Consider the following 17802-nt stretch of genomic DNA (forward strand, 5'->3'; position numbering starts at 1 on the left):
TATAAGTTGACAGACAGGCGAAGAAGCAGACGAAGAGAGAGGAGCGCGGACATGAGCGCATCCACCGCCCAGGCGACCGACCCGGAAGGCGAGCCGCTGGCCGAGCTGCACCGGCTCGCCGGCATCCGCCAGGAGGTCGCCCGCGCCGAGGAGACCCAGGTGCGCCGAGCGCGGAACGCCGGCTACTCGTGGCAGGCGATCGCGAGCGCGCTGGGCGTGAGCAAGCAGGCCGCGCACCGGAAGTACGGGCGGCACTGAGGTCCGGGCACACAGCCCATCCACAGAATCCCCGCGCGCACGAAGTACGTTCTAAGTACCCTTCTCAGATCGAGGTCCCGCATGTCCCGCACGGCGACACCACGCCGCCGCGGACGCGGCGCGCAGCCCGAAGGCCCCCGCGCCACGTTCCGCCAGCTCCTCCCGTTCCTGTTCGAGCACAAGCGCACGCTGATCGTCGTCGCGGTGCTGAGCGTCGTCGGCGCCGCGACCTCGCTCGTGCAGCCCCTGCTCGTCGGGCAGGTGATCGAGGCCGTGCAATCCGGCGGCACGCTAGGCATCCTGGTGTGGCTCCTCGTCGGCTTCGTGATCGTGTCGTCGATCATCTCCGGCTTCCAGCACTACCTCCTGCAGCGCACCGGCACTGCCGTCGTGTACTCCAGCCGGCGCAAGCTCATCGCCCGCATCCTGCATCTGCCGGTCTCCGAGTTCGACGCCCGCCGCACCGGCGACCTCGTCTCGCGCGTAGGCACCGACACCACCCTCCTCTACGCGGTGCTCACGCAGGGGCTGGCGGATGCCGTCGGCAGCGCGGTGCTCTTCCTCGGCGCGCTCATCGCGATGCTCGTGATCGACCCGGTCCTGCTGCTGCTCATCGTCATCGTGATCGGCCTCTCGGTCGTGACGGTCGTACTGCTCAGCGGACGCATCCGCACCGCGTCCACCGCGCAGCAGGAGAAAGTCGGAGAGCTCGCGTCCGGCGTCGAGCGGGCGATCGGCTCGATCCGCACGGTCCGCGCGTCGGGTGCGACCGAGCGCGAGACCGCCGCCGTGTCGGAGCTCGCCTCCGACGCGTACGGCATCGGGGTGCGGATCGCGAAGATCTCCTCGCTTGTCGTCCCGGTCTCCGGCATCGCCCTGCAGCTGTCGCTCCTGGTCGTGCTGGGCGTGGGCGGCTTCCGCGTCGCGGCCGGCGTGATCTCGATCGCCTCGCTGATCGCGTTCATCATGTTCCTGTTCCTGCTCGTCATGCCCCTCGCCACGACCTTCGGTGCGATCACCTCGGTCAACCAGGCTCTCGGAGCGCTCGGACGCATCCAGGAAGTGCTCGATCTGCCGACCGAGACCCAGGACGACGAGAGGATCGCGGCGTCCCTTCGACAGGCTCAGGGGCCCAGGGAAGCTCAGGGGCCCAGGGAGAGTCAGGGACCCACCCCTCAGCCCGTCGGCGATGCCGAGCCGGCGATCGAGTTCCGGGACGTGCGCTTCCACTACCCCGCCAACGTCGTCGCCGCCCGGCAGGCGGCAGCGAAGGAGGCGCGGAACCTGCTCGCCGACGCCCACCTCGAACAGGCGGATGCCGAGACGGCCGCGACCCCGGACCACGAGGTCCTGCGGGGCGTGTCCTTCCTCGTGCCGCGCGGCGCGCGCGTGGCCCTCGTCGGACCGAGCGGCGCCGGCAAGAGCACGATCCTGTCGCTGGTCGAGCGCTTCTACGACCCGACCGGAGGCTCGATCCGGCTGCACGGCCACGACGCCCGCACGTACCCGCGTGACGAGCTCCGCGCGCAGTTCGGCTACGTCGAGCAGGATGCTCCCACGCTCGCCGGAACGCTGGCGGAGAACCTGCGCCTCGCAGCACCCGACGCCTCAGACGCTGACTGCGAGCGCGTGCTGCGTGCGGTCAACCTCGGCGACGTGCTCGAGCGCAATCCGCTCGGACTCGAGGCCCCCGTGGGTGAGGACGGCGTGATGCTCTCCGGCGGCGAGCGCCAGCGCCTCGCGATCGCGCGTGCGCTGCTGACGAACGCGCCGATCCTGCTCCTCGACGAGTCGACCTCGTCACTCGACGGCGTCAACGAGCAGCGGATGCGGGAGGCCATCGACGCCGTGTCGACGGATCGCACGCTCGTCGTGATCGCGCATCGCCTCTCGACCGTCGTCGACAGCGACCTGATCGTCGTGCTGCAGGACGGCGTCGTCGTCGGGCAGGGAACGCATGCCGAGCTGGTGGAATCCACCCCGCTGTACCGCGATCTCGCGCGTCATCAGCTGCTGGCCTGAGCCCTTCGACGAGCCCAGGGGCGTTTCGTCTCGCAAGCTCGCTCAACGACCGGGATGCAGACAGACGCGAAGGCGGGACACCGGAGACACACTCAGCCATGGGTTCGTCTCTGACGTCCCGCCTTCGCGGGTTCGACCGGCCGCGGAGGCCGGAAGGGGAGGTGCCGACTCCCCCGAGTCGGCACCGGTCTGGGGCTACGCCTTCGCGAGGCGGTAGCGGAGCGAGGCGAGCTCGGCGCGCAGGGCCGCGGGGACCTTGTCGCCGAAGGTGTCGTAGAACGCCTCGGTGAGGTCGGCCTCGGTCTTCCAGGCCTCGGCGTCGACGGAGAACAGCTCGTCGAGGTCGGCGGCGGGGATGTCGAGTCCGTCGAGGTTGAGGTCCTCCGGACGGGGCAGGCGACCGATCGGGCTGTCGACGGCGGGCACGTCGCCCGCGATGCGGCGGATGATCCAGTCGACGACACGCGAGTTGTCGCCGAATCCGGGCCACAGGAACCGGCCGTCGTCGCCGCGACGGAACCAGTTCACCTGGAAGATGCGCGGTGCACGGTCGAAGCGCAGGCCACGACCGACCTTCAGCCAGTGACCGAAGTAGTCCGCCATGTTGTATCCGCAGAACGGCAGCATCGCGAACGGGTCGCGACGAAGCTCTCCGACCTTGCCCTCGGCAGCGGCCGTGCGCTCGGACGAGATGTTCGAGCCGAGGAAGACGCCGTGGGTCCAGTCGGTCGCCTCGACCACGAGCGGGACGTTGCTGGCGCGGCGTCCGCCGAAGAGGATGACGTCGAGCGGCACGGCCTGCTCCCAGTCCTCGGAGATCTGCGGGCACTGCGCCGCAGACACCGTGAAGCGCGAGTTCGGGTGCGCCGCCGGGCGATCGGAGTCGGGCGTCCAGTCATTGCCCTCCCAGTCGATCAGGTTCGCGGGTGCCTGCTCGGTCAGCCCCTCCCACCACACGTCGCCGTCCGGGCGGAGCGCGACGTTCGTGAAGATCGTGTTGCCCCACAGCGTCTCGACCGCGGTGACGTTGGTCGACTCGCCGGTGCCGGGAGCGACGCCGAAGAAGCCGGCCTCGGGATTGATCGCCCACATGCGACCGTCCTCGCCGGGACGGATCCAGGCGATGTCGTCGCCGAGCGTCTCGACCTTCCAGCCGGGGATCGTCGGGCGCAGCATCGCGAGGTTCGTCTTGCCGCACGCGGAGGGGAACGCCGCGGCGACGTGGTACGCCTTGCCCTGCGGGTCGATCACGCGGATGAGCAGCATGTGCTCGGCGAGCCAGCCCTCATCGCGGGCGATCACCGAGGCGATGCGCAGCGCGAAGCACTTCTTCGCGAGGATCGCGTTGCCGCCGTAGCCGGAACCGAAGGAGTAGACCTCGAGCGTCTCGGGGAAGTGCACGATGTACTTCTCGTCGTTGCACGGCCACTCGACGTCCTGCTCACCGGGGGCGAGCGGTGCGCCGACGCTGTGCACGGTCTTCACCCAAGGCGCGCCCTCGGCGATCCGACTCGTGACGGCTTCGCCGACGCGGGTCATGATGCCGATGGAGGCCACCGCGTAGGCGCTGTCGGTGACCTGTACGCCGATGTGGGAGAGCGGTCCGCCGACCGGGCCCATCGAGAACGGAACGACGTACATCGTGCGCCCGCGCATCGAGCCCTCGAAGATCTCGTTCATCTTGGCGTGCATGTCGGCGGGGGCGGCCCAGTTGTTCGTGGGGCCGGCATCCTCTTCGCGCTCCGAGGCGATGTACGTGCGTCCCTCGGTGCGGGCGACGTCGCTCGGGTGCGACCGGGCGAGGTAGGAGCCGGGACGCCATTCGGGGTTGAGCTTGATGAGCTTGCCCTCGGTGACGAGACCACGCAGGAGCCAGTCGTTCTCGGCCCGCGAGCCGTCGACCCAGTGCACGGAGTCGGGCTGGGTGAGGGCGCGGATCTCCTCGACCCAGGCCACCAGCTCGGCCATCGCGGGAGTGTCATACGTCGGTGCCGCACCGAACGTGCGCTCTGCGGCGACGGGTGACGTGCGAGGGGTGATGACTTCGGCCATGGCCATGACTGCTCCTTCGAAGTGTGGGGCGTTGCATCCATCTTCTTCCGACTCGGGAGGTATTTTCGGACGAAACGGGCGATAAGAATCCGAATTCTTTCGCTAGACTCAAGGAATGGCGTCCTCTGGCATCCATCTCACGACCCTCGGTCACCGCATCCGTCATCACCGACTGGAGAACGGGTTCACGCTCGACGAACTCGGTGCGCTCGTCGGCGTCGCCGGCTCCCAACTGAGCCTCATCGAGAACGGCAAGCGCGAGCCGAAGCTGTCGCTGCTCCAGGCGATCGCCCAGGCGACCAGCACCCAGGTGACCGACCTCATCTCCGGCGAGCCGCCGAACCGACGCGCGGCGCTCGAGATCGAGCTCGAACGCGCGCAGGAGAGCCCGGTGTTCCGGCAGCTCGGCGTCGCGCCCATCCGCGTCACGAAGGGCACGAGCGACGAGACGATCGAGTCGATCCTCGGCCTGCACCGCGAGCTGCAGCGTCGCGAGCGCGAGGCCATCGCCACCCCCGAGGAAGCACGCCGCGGCAACACCGAGCTGCGACTGCGGATGCGCGCGCAGAACAACTACCTGCCCGAGATCGAGAAGCTCGCCGAGAAGCAGCTCAAGTCCGCCGGGCATGTCCAGGGTGCGCTGACGCACCGCACCGTGAGCATCATGGCCGAGAAGCTCGGCTTCGAGCTGATCTACGTGAACGACCTCCCCCATTCCACGCGTTCGGTCACCGACCTCGAGAACGGGCGCATCTACCTTCCGCCCGCGTCGATCCCCGGTGGCCACGGACTGCGCTCGATGGCGCTGCAGGCCATGGCGCACCGACTGCTCGGGCACACTCCGCCGACCGACTACGCGGACTTCCTGCAGCAGCGCCTCGAGATCAACTACTTCGCGGCGTGCTGCCTGATGCCCGAGACCGCGTCGGTCGCGTTCCTCCAGCAGGCGAAGAAGGACCGCAACCTCGCGGTCGAGGACTTCCGCGACGCCTTCGGCGTGACGCACGAGGCTGCCGGGATGCGCATGACCAACCTCGTCACGCAGCACCTCGGGATGCCGCTGCACTTCCTGCGCGTGGATGCGACCGGTGCGATCACGCGTGTCTACGAGAACGACGACCTGCCGCTGCCGATGGATGTCACGGGTGCGGTCGAAGGACAGCGCGTGTGCCGGAAGTTCCAGGCGCGGGCCGCTTTCACCCAGCAGAACCGCACGACCGAGCACCACCAGTACACCGACACTCCGTCCGGCACGTTCTGGTGCTCGACGCAGACGGGCTCATCGAGCGACGGCGAGTTCTCCATCACGGTCGGCGTGCCCTTCGACGATGCGCGCTGGTGGCGAGGCCGGGAGAGCGTGGACCGGGCCGTGTCGACGTGCCCGGACGAGGCCTGCTGCCGCCGGCCGTCGAACGACCTGGCCGAGCGCTGGAGCGGGAAGGCGTGGCCGAGCGCGCGCGTGCACACGCACATGTTCTCGCCGCTCCCCCGCGGTGCTTTCCCCGGCGTGGACGACAACGAGGTCTACAACTTCCTGGGTCGGCACGCCAGCGAGTGACCGGGGCTCAGCTCTCCGTGAAGCGCTCGAAGCGGGCGAGTGCGGCCATCGCGGCGTCGGCATCGGCCGGCGCCGTGAAGTACTCCGGCGGCACTCCTCTGCTGGCGGTCGCGTGCATCCAGCATCCGATCACGCGGCCCTGCTCGACGAGCGTGGCACGCACCATCCCGTTCTTCCCCGGCCCGACTGTCGCCAGGTGCTCCGGCGCGCAGACGGTCGTGCGGTCGGCGTAGGAGAGGTAGTACTCGTCGAAGGCGCCGAGCGCGATGACGGATGCCGCCCCCGCGGCGCGACGCGGACGCTCGGGCGCCGCGAACAGGCCGTCGGCGACCTCGTCCACGCGGCCCGCGGCACGCTCCGCCGCCTCGCGGGACTGGCCGAGCGTGAGGCCGGACCACCAGGCGAAGTCGGCGACGCCGGCAGGCCCGTGGCCGGTGATGTACCGGACGAACAGCTCGGCCAGCGGATCGTCGGGGTGCGCGTGCTCGCGGATGTGGTCGTCGACGAGCACGAAGCGCTGCTCGCGCGTCACACCGTCGCGGGCGACGACCGGCCCCTGGCAGATGAGCCCGTCGATCGTCAGCACGAACAGCAGGTGGAGGCCCCGCTGGCCGGTGGGGTCGATGCCGACGCCCTCGAGGATCTCGAAGACCTCGGCGCGGGTGCGTCCGCCGTCGTGCAGCGCCGGAGTGAGCGCGCGCACGGCGAGGGCGACCATGTCGTCGTCGATCCCGAGATCACGGTGCCGCCCCGCAGCCTGCTGCCGCTGCCGCGCCGCCGTCACCGAGAGCACCCAGCCGAGGTCGCGCGCCGGCAGCGTGTGGAGGGTGCCCCGCATCGGCCACGCCCGCACGATGTCGCCGGCATCGAATGCCCGGTCCACGTCGCGCATCCGCAGCTCGCCCCGCGTGCGCAGGGCGAGCGCCCAGCGCCCGGCGGTGAAGTCCTGGCTCTGCACGGCGAGCATATGGTGCGCGGCATCCGCCACCGTCTTCGCCGGCGCGGTGAGCCGGTGCGATCGGAGACGCTCGGCCAGCAGGGTCGCGGTCTTCATGAGCCCATCATGCCGGGCGCCGCCGACGTCGCGCACCTGCGAGATCAGGAGTGCAGTGTCACCTCTCGACGCGCCGGAAGCACGACGGGGTGCGAGCCCGCCATCACCTCGAGGACACGGATCACCTGGCACGAGTAGCCGAACTCGTTGTCGTACCAGACGTAGAGGATCAGGGTGTTCTCCTCGGCGACCGTCGCCAGTCCGTCGACGATGCCGGCGCGGTGCGAGCCGACGAAGTCCGTCGACACGACCTCGGGCGACTCGACGTAGTCGATCTGCTGCCGCAGCTTGGAGTGCAGGGAGACGCGGCGCAGGTAGTCGTTGACCTGCTCCTTCGACACCGGACGCTCTGTCGTGAGGTGGAGCACCGCGAGCGAGACGTCGGGGGTGGGCACCCGGATCGAGCTGCCGGTGAGCCTGCCCTCCAGCTGCGGAAGGGCCTTGGCCACGGCCTTCGCCGCTCCGGTCTCGGTGATGACCATGTTCAGCACCGCCGAGCGGCCCCGCCGGTCGCCCTTGTGGAAGTTGTCGATCAGGTTCTGGTCGTTCGTGAACGAGTGCACGGTCTCGACGTGGCCGCGCACGACGCCGTAGGCCTCGTCGATCGCTGCCAGGACCGGCGTGATCGCGTTCGTCGTGCACGACGCGGCCGACACGATGCGGTCGTCGGCATCGATCGTATGGTCGTTGATGCCGTGCACGATGTTCTTGAGCGGCCCCTTGCCGGGCGCCGTGAGCAGCACGCGGGCGACGCCCTTCGCCTCGAGGTGCTGCGAGAGTCCGGCCTCATCGCGCCAGCGCCCCGTGTTGTCGACGACGATCGCGTCGTGGATGCCGTAGGCCGTGTAGTCGACGGATTCCGGAGCATCGGAGTAGATCACCTGGATGCGCGTGCCGTTGGCGATGATCTGCTCGGCCTCCTCGTCGACCGTCACCGAACCGGCGAATCGCCCATGCACCGAGTCGCGCAGCAGCAGGGACGCGCGCTTGATCAGATCGTTCTCGGATCCGCGCCGAACGACGATGGCGCGCAGGCGCAGGCCGTTGCCGCCGCCGGTGTGGGCGATGAGGATGCGGGCGAGCAGACGCCCGATCCGTCCGAAGCCGTAGAGCACCACGTCGGTGGGCGCTGCGGCCACCGCGCCGACGGCGGGGGCGAGCGCTTCCGCGACGTAGGTCTCGAGGGATTGACCGCTCTCGGCATGCCCGGAGACCAGTCGCGCGACGTCGAGGGACGAGGCGCCGGGAGCCAGCTCATGGATGGCCTGCAGGACGGCGAGGCTGTCTTCGAGACGCAGCTGCTCGTGACCGAGCTGCGCGACGCGCTCGTGCACCTCGACGAGTCCCGTGGCGGAGAGTCCGAGCAGGCGGTGGCCGTGCAGCGACGTCACCACGTCGTGTTCGCGCCTGAGTGCGCCGATCAGCGGGATCATCCGCTCGGCCAGCTCTTCTCTCGCCGTCCAGTCGTCGTGGGGTGCGACGGAATCGTTCATCTGCGTCCTTGCATGTGTGAGCGCGCCGAGATCGCCGGCGCGCGAGGTTGCCGGGTGATTCGGGGGATGCCACCAGCGTACGCGTGGTCGGCGGCGGCATCCGAATCGAGGGTCATCGACCGTCCCCGGAGATGCCCTTTTGTGTCTACACTGGTGGAATAATGAGTGAAGATTCTTACGGCGACGGCGCCGACCTGATCATCCGCGGCGGACGCGTGCACACCTTCGATTCCGCCGACGCCCTCGCCAGCGCCGTCGCGGTGCGCGGCGGACGGATCGTCGCGACGGACGCGGATGCCGAAGCGATGGGAGCCCGCGAGACGATCGAGCTCGACGGGCGCACCGCCATCCCCGGCATCAACGACGCGCACCTGCATGCCGCCTGGCTCGGAGCCCGCTGGCCGCACCTGTTCTTCTCCGACACCCCGCCGGAGCAGCAGCCGTCCGGGCGGCTGGTGTCGACGGCCGCCGAACGCCGCGCCGCGCTGCAGCAGGCGTGGCGCCTGCTCGCCGAACTCGGGATCACCAGTTACACGGAGCCGGGGATCGGACCAGGCGAAGACGGCGGCGAGACCGGATGCTTCGGCACCGACATGCTCTCGACCTACATCGATCTGCACCGCGCCGGGGCACAGACCTCCCGGGTGACGATGCTCCGCCTGTTCGGCACCATCGACGGCGAGAGCAGGCTCGACGACTTCGAGCGCGGCATCCGCACACCCGTTCCGGCAACCGACCCTGGCTGGTTGGCGATCACCGGCGTGAAGATCTTCGCCGACGGCATCCCGCCCATGGCGACGGCGTGGGTCGACGAGCCGTACACGGACGGCACGACCGGCGGCCTGCTCACGCGTGGCGGCCACGACCCGCTCTCCGCCTTCCAACGGATGCTGGAACTCGCGGCATCGCTCGGACTGCAGATCGCGGTGCATGCCACGGGCGACCGTTCGATCACGGAGTTCGTACGGGTGCTCGAGCGGCCCAGCGGGCACCCGGCACCCCCCGCGCCGCACTACGTGGTGCACGGCGACCTCGCGACCGTCGAGCAGATCGAGCGCATGCGGCGGCTGGGGGCGGGGTTCGCCGTGCAGCCGCTGATCGCCGCGCACACGCATAACTGGGCCCGCGCTCAGCTCGGCGCGGAGCGGCTCGCCACCGCCTGGCCACTGGCGGAGATGCTCGCCTCCGGCGTGCTGACCACGATCACGAGCGACGCCCCGATCGCCACGCCGGATTGGCGGCGAGGCCTCGATGCCTCACTCGACCTGCTCGCCGCGGCCGGAACTCCGGACGATGCCCGCACGCGTCGCGCGCTGCTGCGGACCATGACCGTGGAAGCGGCGCGTCAGGACGGCGCTCTGACGTGGAAGGGCTCTCTCGAGACCGGCAAGGTCGCGGACCTCACGATCCTCGACGAGGACCCGCTCGAGCCGGGTCGCGCGTTCTCCTCCGCCGAAGTCGCGCGCACGATCGTCGACGGCCGGACGGTCTTCGTGCGGGACTGAGCAGGTTCGGGACTGAGCACGTTCGAGGGACGGCAACGGCGGGCGGCATGTTCACGCATGCCGCCCGCCTCTGATCCCCCTCGGACCAGTCCCTGCCCCGGCGCCGCATGAGCGGGCGCCGGGGCAGAGCTCATACCGCGGTGGCCAGCAGCACCCGCGGGCTGCCGGGGAGCGCGACCTTGTCGCGTACCTTCCACCCGGCATCGTTCAGCCATCCGCGCACCTGCGCCTCGGGATACACGATGGTGCCGTCGATCACGAGGTACTCCCCCGCGTGCAGGGCGTCGAGGCCGCGCTGGTCGACGTCGTCATCGAGGAAGAAGTCGAGCACCGTCAGAGTCGCGCCGTCCACCGCGGCCGCCCGAAGATTGCGGAAGATCTGGGCGTTCTCCTCCGCGCTGAAGCGGTGGATCACGTGGTTCGCATAGACCAGGTCGTACTCGCCCTGCGGCGTCGCCGTGGCGGTGTCGCCGACCTCGACGGCCGTACGATCGGTGACGCCTGCGGCCTCTACCGCTTCGGCGATCCCGTCTTCGAACCCCGGGGCGTAGACGAACGTGGTGTGCAGCCCGGGGTTCTTCGCCATCACCGAGAGGGCGAACTCGGCAGAGAGTCCACCGAAGTCGAGCGCTCGGGTGGCGCCGGCCAGGTCGAGGTGTCGCCCGAATTCCTGCGCATGGAGACGGTTGTACGTCATGACGCCGGCCATGAACGTCGCCCAGCGCGCGTCGTCCATCTGCAGATCACCGGGTTCCGTGGTGTCGACCGTGTGGCCGAACTGCAGCCAGTGCGGATAGCTGATCTCGCCGAGGAAGGTGAGGAAGGGAGCGAGGTCGACCTGCGCATCGGCACCGGTGAGGTACGCCGCGGCGTCGTCAGCCACGGTGTAGCGCGCATCGGTGCGCACGAGCAGGCCTTTCGCCGCCATCGCGTCGGCGAGGATGCGGGCGATGCGCTCACTCACACCGCTGCGCACGGCGATCTCCTCGACGGTGTCGGCGCCGTCGGCGATCGCGGCGAAGAGCCCGATGCGGCTGGCTTCGAAGAGCTGCTTCGAAGCCATGTAGCCGGTCGCGATGTCGAGGATGCGCGCGGCATCGGGGGTGGAGGTGGTCGTCATGGTTCTGCCTTTCCTGGGTGATCCGCAGTTGTGCTGCGAGTGTCTGCGTCTGTGTCTGCGTCTGTGAGATGGAGCGTCGGCGCTAGGCCGTCAGGAAGCTCTGCACGGCGGTGCGGAACTCGGCGGTGTGCAGAGCCGTGACGTGGTCGCCGGGGACCCGCAACGCTCGCGCGTCCGGCAGCAGGGCGGCGAGCGCGGCGATGCCGTCGGACATCGTGTCGTGCACGCCTCCGACCAGGAGCACCGGCATCTGCGGGCCGCGCGCCTCGGGCGCGAACGGCTCTGCGGCCAGTCCCTCGATCAGATCGAGCAGCTGCGCCGACCGGGCGCCGGGCGACGACACCATGTTCACGATCATCGCCGTCAGCGGGTCCAGCGGGGCGGGTCCGCCGCCGATCGCTGCCCTCGCCGCTGCGAGGTCGAGATGACCGAACGGCTCCGCGGCACTGAGCCCGCCGAGCACGAGACGTCGCACGTGCACGGACGGATGCTGCGCCAGATCCCAGGCGAGACGTGCCCCGAGCGAGTAGCCGACGAGGTCGATCTCCTCCTCCCCGACCGCGAGCGCCAGTGCATCGATCACCGCCGTTGTGGGCGCGGTCCCTGTCGCAGGACTTCGGCCATGCGCGGGGAGGTCGATCACGACCCGCGGACGATCGGCGAACACCCCCGCCCACTCGGCATCCGGCCAATCCTGCTTCCCGCGCGACGCGAGACCGTGGAGGAAGACGACAGGCCGGCCGGAGCCGCGGTGTCGGTCGGCGTGCAGGGAGATGGTCACGGCGCGCCGTCCTCTCGGATCGGGCGCGTCGCCGTCAGCGGAGTCGCGCCAGGAACTGGTCGATATAGGTCTCGTAGTCGGCGATGCGTTCGCCGTCCGGGTACATCAGGTTGATGACGGTCGCTCCGACCGCGACCGAGATGTACTCGTTCGCTCGGGCGCCGAAGTCCTGGTCGCGGATCGCGCCCTCGTCGCGCGCGGCTTCCATCCGCTCGATGAGTGACCCCCGCCAGGCAGCGAGGTGGCTCCGGTACAGGTCCGCGAGCGACTCGTTCGCCATCGCGTACTCCCACAGGGCGAGGAGCACCCGCCCCGCGGCGATCTGTGCCTGATCGCGCGGGATCGTGGCCTCCAGGAATCCCCGCAGCGCGGCATCCGCCGTCGTCGGCTCCTCGCCTGCGGCCTGAACGCCCTCCGACATCTGCTGCAGGATCGTCTCGAAGGTCGCGGCGACGATGCTCTCCTTGCCGGGGAAGTAGTGCTTCAACGCTCCGTTGGCGAAGCCCGCCTCGGCGGCGATGCTGCGCATCGTCGCCGCTTCGAAGCCACCCTTGAGGATGATGCTCTTCGCCACCTCGACGATGTCCCGTCGACGCTGGTCGTGATCGATGATCTTCGGCATGGAGTCCTTCCGGCCGGTCGTGGACGACGCGATGATCCGGCCTGGAGCTACCGTACCGCCGCATCGCGCACCTCCCGGAGAGCGAGCCACCCGGCACGTCGTTCGCGCTGAGCGACGGGGTCGGCGACCGGCGAGGCCAGGCGCAGCCGCTCGGAGTACGGATGCTGCGGCGACCGCGTCACCTGCTCGCCGTCGCCGATCTCCACGATCTCGCCTCGGTACATCACCGCGACCCGGTGGCAGACCCGGCGCACCACGCCGAGGTCATGGGACACGAAGAGATACGCGACGCCGGTGTCTCGCTGCAGCTCGATGAACAGGTCGAGGATCGTCGCCTGCGTCGTGAGGTCGAGAGCGCTCACCGGCTCGTCGCACACGATGAGGCGCGGACCGCGCACCAGCGCCCGGGCGATCGCGATCCGCTGGCGCTGTCCGCCGGAGAATTCGCTCGGGTAGCGGTCCATGACCGATTCGGGCAGCCGCACACGGTCGAGCATCTCCCGCACCTTCGACTCGGCCGCCGTCGCCCCGATGCCGGTGGTGAGGAGGGGCTCGGCGAGGATGTCGCCGATGGTCATCGCCGGATTCAACGATCCGTACGGGTCCTGGAAGACCACCTGCACGTCATCGGCGAGTCGACGCCGGGCCCGGCGTCCGAGACCGCTGATCTCCTGCCCTTCGAACCGGATGCTGCCGCTGGTGACCGGCGCGAGTCCCAGGATGGCCTTGCCGAGGGTCGACTTCCCCGATCCGGACTCGCCGACGAGCCCCAGGCATTCCCCCGGCGCGATATCGAGCGAGATGCCGTCGAGAGCACGGAAGGCACGGCGTCCGTGGCCGTAGTCGACGACGAGATCGTTCACTTCGAGCAGCGCGGTCATGCCGTCACCTCCGTTGTCTGCACGGCCGGGCCCACGGCGCGGTCGAGTTCGGCGCGGCCGGCGACATCGTCGAGCGACGCCGAGATGAGTGCGCGCGTGTAGTCGGCGGCCGGTGTGGCGAAGAGGTCGTCGACCGGGCCCGCTTCGACGATCTCGCCGTCGCGCATCACGATGACGCGATCGCAGATGTCGGCCACGACGCCGAAGTTGTGGGTCACGATGAGCAGCGCCATCCCGTACTCCGCCTGCAGTTCGCGCAGCAGCTCGAGCACTTCGGCCTGCACGGTGACGTCGAGCGCGGTCGTCGGCTCGTCGGCCACGAGCAGCGAGGGCTTTCCCGCGATCGCGCCGGCGATCAGGACCCGCTGGGCCATGCCACCGGAGATCTGGTGGGGGTAGCTGCGCAGGACGCGGGCCGGATCGGTGAGCCCGACACGGACGAGCATGGCTCGCGCGCGTTCCTTCGCCTCTGCCCGGCTCAGGCCATGGGTTCGCCGGAGCGGCTCGATGAGCTGGTGGCCGATCGTGTAGGACGGGTCGAGGTTGCTCATCGGCTCCTGCGGCACGTACCCGATCTCTCGCCCGAGCAATGCGTGGCGCTGCTTCCCGGTCGCACGGCTGACGTCCTTGCCGCCCACCCAGATCGCGTCGGCCGTCGCGCGTCCTGTCGAGGGCAGCAGGTCGAGTACAGAGAACACGGTCTGCGACTTGCCGGACCCGGACTCCCCCACGATCCCGACGACCTCGCCCGGCGCGATGTCGAGGGTGACGCCGTGCACGACCTCGGTCTCTCCGTTCGGCGTCGCGTGCGCGACGCGGAGGTTGTCGATGCGGAGCGCGGCGTGCGCGGCTTCGTGCTGGGCGCTGCCCGTGGCCGGGGTCGATGGCGCAGCGGCGACGGCATCCGCCTTCCGACGCGACGCCCGTGGGGTGCGTACCTGCACGAGTTCCGCGAGGGTCGACCCCATGATGGCCAGCACCGCGATGGTCAGCCCGAGCGCTGCCGACGGCCAGAGCAGCATGAGCGGGTAGGTGAGCATGAGCCGGAAGCCCTCGAGCATCATCGCGCCCCAGCTGGGGACGTTCGAGTCGCCGATGCCGAGGAACTGGAGCCCGGCCTGCATACCCATCGCGATGCCGGCGGTGAGCGCCGTCTGGATGATCACGGGCGGGTAGACGGCCTTGATCACGTGGCGGAAGATGATGCGCGCATCCGACAGTCCCGAGACGCGGGCGGCGTCGATGTAGGGCTCGCCCCGCACCGCGAGCGTCTGCGAGCGCGAGATGCGGAAGTAGCCGGGCACCATGAACACGCCGACGGTGGCCATGAGCACCTCGAAGTTGTTGCGGCTGCCCGCGGCGACCACCAGCAGGATGATCATGCCCGGGATCGACTGCAGCGCATCGCTGATCCACGTCGCGACGCGGTCGAAGACGCCGCCGAAGTACCCGGCCGCGACGCCGGTCGGCACGCCGAGCACGAGCGCGGTGACGACCGTGATGAGAGCTCCCCGCAGCGTGGTGCGGGTGCCGTAGATGAGCCGGGACAGGATGTCGCGTCCGGTCGAGTCCCCGCCGAGGAGGTGTTCGGGGCCCGGCGCGGCCTTCGCTGCGGCGAGGTCGACGAAGTTCGGGTCCATGGGCGCGAGGAGCGGGGCGAGGACCCCGACCAGCACGACGGCCGCGAAGATCGCCAGCGGGATCCAGCCCCCGGGGTGGCGGAGGAAGCGGCGGAACAGGCCGGACCGGCGCTTCTGGGCCGCCCTGTCGAAGGCGACGCGGATGTCTGTCGTGGTCATGCGACGCGCACCTTCGGGTTGATCCAGCCGAGCACGAGGTCGAGCAGGAGGTTGATGAGGACGACGAAGACGATCGAGATCACGGTGATGCCGAGCAGCATCGGGATGTCGCCGTTCTGCGAGGACTGGTTGGTGAGCTGCCCGAGACCCGGGAGGCTGAAGATCTGCTCGACCACGATCGCGCCGGAGAGCAGCCCGACGAACATCAGGGCGATCACCGTGAGGGCGGCGGGCGAGGCGTTGCGCAGGATGTGCAGGTTGACCCTGGCGGACGACAGGCCGCGACTGCGGAGGGTTCGGACCCAGTCCTGCCGGCTCTGCGCGATCACTGCGTTGCGGAGCTGCTCGGCGACGGCGACGATGCCGCCGAGGGCGAGCGAGATGGCGGGCAGCGTGATCGAACGGAGCCACCCGTCGACGGACTGCGTCGGCGGGACGTAGCCGACGGCCGGGAACCACTTGAGCTGGACGGCCAGCCACATCACCAGCACGAGGCTCACCCAGAAGCCGGGGAGGGCGAAGAGCACGACGGAGATGCCCTTGATCCCCCTGTCGAACCAGGTGCCGGGTCGGAGACCGGTGATCATCCCGAAGGCGACGCCGATCACCGCGGTGATGAGGGTCGCGAACGTGACCACCGAGAGGGTCACCGGGACCTTGACGGCGAGCTGCTCCGAGACCGGCTGGAAGTTGCGCCAGGAGACGCCGAAATCGAGCTGCGCCGCCTGCGAGAGCCAGTCCCAGAACTGCACCAGCAGCGGACGGTCGAGCCCGATCTTCTCGGCGAGCGCGGCCTGCTGCGCGGGGCTCGCCGTGGTGCCGAGGAGCGATGCCGTCGGATCGCTGATCGCGAGGTGGGCGAGGAAGAAGGTGCCGATCGAGACCGCGATGAGCAGAACCAGACCGGACAGCACTCGCTTCGCCGTGAACAGGAGCATGGGGACCTCTCGGGTCGGAGGGGAAGGATGCCGGGGCGGTCGGTGTCGCCGACCGCCCCGGTGGGTTTCAGCCCTGGGAGATGTAGCGCAGTGTCGGGAACATCATCCCCACGACCGGCTGCAGCTGGATGCCGGTCGCCATGTAGTAGGTGTTGTTCGCCTGATACCAGACCGACCACCACGCCTGATCGACGAGGGCCTTGTTCAGCTCTTCGATGGCCGCGGTCTGCGCGTCGCCGCGTTCGGTCTGCACCTTCTCGACGAGCGGAGCGATGACGTCGTTCTTGGCGTAGTCGGGCTCGGGGTTGAACCACTGCACGCTGGTGACCTGCCGAGCCACCGTCGCGACGTCGTTCCCGTCCATCGCGAGGAAGGAGATGAACATCGGATAGTTCGGCGCGTTCAGCTGGTAGTCCGGCATCTGCATGTTGTCCCAGGTCACCGTGACCCCGAGCTCCTTGAGCGCCTGCTCGGCGGATGGCTTCCACATCTCGAAGATCGGCGACATGGGCATCGAGATCGCGAAGCCGTCGGGGTAGCCGGCGTCTGCCAGCAGCTCCTTGGCCTTGTCCATGTTGTACGCATAGGTCTCGTTCAGCGCCGGATCGTTGATGTCACCGCCGTCGGGGAAGACCTGGTTGGTGGAGACTCCCGCACCGCTGCCGACGGCGGCGAGGACCGCGGCGCCATCGAAGGCGTAGTTGAGGGCCTGGCGCACCTCGAGCTTGCCGAGGGGCTCGCTCTTGGCACCGGTGTGGTCCGTGATCACGAGGCCCGCCCAGCCGGACACGCGCTGGGCGACGTTCCACCCCTGCTGCTCCGCCTGCTCGAGATTCGCCACATCCCCGTACTGGACGTTGATCTGGCCGCTGAGCATCGCGTTGTGACGGGCGGTGGCGTCGGTGATCGGGAAGATCGACAGCTCGGAGAACGGGTACGTCTCGGCATCCCAATAGTCAGCGGTCTTGGTGAAGTGGTACTCCGCGCCGGCGATGCTCGTGGTGCTGTCGAGCACGTACGGGCCGGAGCCGATCGGCTCCTTGCCGAGAGTGCCCGCTTCGATGGACGCCGGCGACATCACGTAGCTGCGGCCGAGGCCCATCAGGTACAGGATCGTGTCGTCGCGCTGCGTGAGCCGGATGCTGATCGTGTCGTCGTCGACCTTCTCGAACGAGGCGACGTTGAGGTACGCCTCGCCGGATCGCGGGCCGGCCTTGAGATACTCGAGGCTCTTCACGACGGCATCTGCGTCGACCGGGGTTCCGTCGCTGAACACCGCGTCGGTCCGGATGTCGAGGTCGATGCTCAGATCGTCGTCGGCGACGGTCCATTCGGTCGCGAGCGACGGGATGGGCGCTCCGTCCGCGTCGAGTGCGATCAGGGCGTCGTAGACCGCGGAGAGGTAGGGACCGTCGAAGCCGATGTCGGCGAGCGACGGATCCCAGGAGGTGACGTCGAGGAAGTTGCCGATGTTGAGAGCGTCGGGTCCTTCGGCACCGCTGCCGTCGGACGGTGACGGAGACGTTCCGCCGCTGCAGCTGGTGAGCGCGAGGGTCGCGGCCACTGCCGCGGCAAGCGCGAGGGGCATTCGTTTCATGGTTCCTTCTCTCGGATGCAGGGAGGGTGAAGAAGGGTTCGAAGAGCCGCTGGCCGGAGAGCCGGATCCGACGCCACTTCGATGTGTCGTGCTGGTTAGTCTACATGCGTGGAAAAAGAGTG

The 17802-nt window shown here is 69.3% G+C and carries 14 protein-coding genes; 4 read left to right on the forward strand and 10 right to left on the reverse strand.

Features of this window, described 5'->3' with window-relative positions; translation table 11 throughout:
• Nucleotides 1–51: 51 nt before the first annotated feature.
• Together ABD648_RS05960 and ABD648_RS05965 are read left to right on the forward strand one after the other, a co-directional pair.
• Nucleotides 52–258, forward strand: a complete 207-nt coding sequence (locus ABD648_RS05960) for an AsnC family protein (RefSeq protein ID WP_282214054.1) — start codon at nucleotides 52–54, stop codon at nucleotides 256–258.
• Between the two features lie 81 nt (nucleotides 259–339).
• Nucleotides 340–2280: an ABC transporter ATP-binding protein gene (locus ABD648_RS05965; RefSeq protein WP_282214055.1), complete on the forward strand. Its 1941-nt coding sequence runs from the start codon at nucleotides 340–342 to the stop codon at nucleotides 2278–2280.
• A 195-nt stretch (nucleotides 2281–2475) separates the two neighbouring features.
• Here the strand turns inward: ABD648_RS05965 and ABD648_RS05970 are convergent, their stop codons facing one another.
• On the reverse strand, nucleotides 2476–4338 hold the full coding sequence (locus ABD648_RS05970; RefSeq protein ID WP_282214056.1) for a phosphoenolpyruvate carboxykinase (GTP): 1863 nt from the start codon (nucleotides 4336–4338) through the stop codon (nucleotides 2476–2478).
• A gap of 109 nt (nucleotides 4339–4447) precedes the next feature.
• Between ABD648_RS05970 and ABD648_RS05975 the strand changes: the two genes are divergently transcribed.
• Entirely contained in the window at nucleotides 4448–5890 is a 1443-nt protein-coding gene (locus ABD648_RS05975; protein ID WP_282214057.1) for an XRE family transcriptional regulator, read from the forward strand.
• A 7-nt stretch (nucleotides 5891–5897) separates the two neighbouring features.
• On the opposite strand, the gene ABD648_RS05980 is transcribed toward ABD648_RS05975, so the two are convergent.
• Both ABD648_RS05980 and ABD648_RS05985 read right to left on the reverse strand, forming a co-directional pair.
• Nucleotides 5898–6944, reverse strand: a complete 1047-nt coding sequence (locus ABD648_RS05980; protein ID WP_282214058.1) for a winged helix DNA-binding domain-containing protein — start codon at nucleotides 6942–6944, stop codon at nucleotides 5898–5900.
• Between the two features lie 44 nt (nucleotides 6945–6988).
• Nucleotides 6989–8437 carry a glyceraldehyde-3-phosphate dehydrogenase gene (locus tag ABD648_RS05985; RefSeq protein ID WP_282214059.1) on the reverse strand — a complete coding sequence of 483 codons (1449 nt, stop codon included), beginning with the start codon at nucleotides 8435–8437 and terminating at the stop codon, nucleotides 6989–6991.
• Nucleotides 8438–8598: 161 nt separating this feature from the next.
• Here ABD648_RS05985 and ABD648_RS05990 point away from each other — a divergent pair, with 161 nt between their 5' ends.
• Nucleotides 8599–9942 carry an amidohydrolase gene (locus ABD648_RS05990; RefSeq protein ID WP_282214060.1) on the forward strand — a complete coding sequence of 448 codons (1344 nt, stop codon included), beginning with the start codon at nucleotides 8599–8601 and terminating at the stop codon, nucleotides 9940–9942.
• Between the two features lie 130 nt (nucleotides 9943–10072).
• On the opposite strand, the gene ABD648_RS05995 is transcribed toward ABD648_RS05990, so the two are convergent.
• The 7 genes from ABD648_RS05995 to ABD648_RS06025 all read right to left on the reverse strand — a co-directional run bounded on the left by ABD648_RS05995 (nucleotide 10073) and on the right by ABD648_RS06025 (nucleotide 17680).
• Nucleotides 10073–11062 (reverse strand): methyltransferase family protein, encoded by a 990-nt coding sequence (locus ABD648_RS05995; RefSeq protein WP_282214061.1) that lies wholly within the window; start codon nucleotides 11060–11062, stop codon nucleotides 10073–10075.
• Nucleotides 11063–11144: 82 nt separating this feature from the next.
• Nucleotides 11145–11843 (reverse strand): alpha/beta fold hydrolase, encoded by a 699-nt coding sequence (locus ABD648_RS06000; RefSeq protein ID WP_282214062.1) that lies wholly within the window; start codon nucleotides 11841–11843, stop codon nucleotides 11145–11147.
• 34 nt (nucleotides 11844–11877) lie between these two features.
• Nucleotides 11878–12465 carry a TetR/AcrR family transcriptional regulator gene (locus ABD648_RS06005; protein WP_282214063.1) on the reverse strand — a complete coding sequence of 196 codons (588 nt, stop codon included), beginning with the start codon at nucleotides 12463–12465 and terminating at the stop codon, nucleotides 11878–11880.
• Nucleotides 12466–12512: 47 nt separating this feature from the next.
• The gene (locus ABD648_RS06010; RefSeq protein WP_282214064.1) at nucleotides 12513–13346 is read right to left on the reverse strand and encodes an ATP-binding cassette domain-containing protein; all 834 of its coding nucleotides are present in this window, start codon (nucleotides 13344–13346) and stop codon (nucleotides 12513–12515) included.
• Entirely contained in the window at nucleotides 13343–15145 is a 1803-nt protein-coding gene (locus tag ABD648_RS06015; RefSeq protein WP_282214065.1) for a dipeptide/oligopeptide/nickel ABC transporter permease/ATP-binding protein, read from the reverse strand. The genes ABD648_RS06010 and ABD648_RS06015 overlap by 4 nt, the downstream gene beginning before the upstream one ends.
• Nucleotides 15142–16083, reverse strand: coding sequence for an ABC transporter permease (locus tag ABD648_RS06020; RefSeq protein ID WP_282214066.1), 942 nt, complete (start codon nucleotides 16081–16083; stop codon nucleotides 15142–15144). The genes ABD648_RS06015 and ABD648_RS06020 overlap by 4 nt, the downstream gene beginning before the upstream one ends.
• A 67-nt stretch (nucleotides 16084–16150) precedes the next feature.
• Nucleotides 16151–17680, reverse strand: coding sequence for an ABC transporter substrate-binding protein (locus ABD648_RS06025; protein WP_282214067.1), 1530 nt, complete (start codon nucleotides 17678–17680; stop codon nucleotides 16151–16153).
• Nucleotides 17681–17802 lie beyond the last annotated feature (122 nt).

It is taken from the genome of Microbacterium luteolum (assembly GCF_039533965.1).
GTDB classification, from domain to species: Bacteria; Actinomycetota; Actinomycetes; order Actinomycetales; family Microbacteriaceae; genus Microbacterium; species Microbacterium luteolum.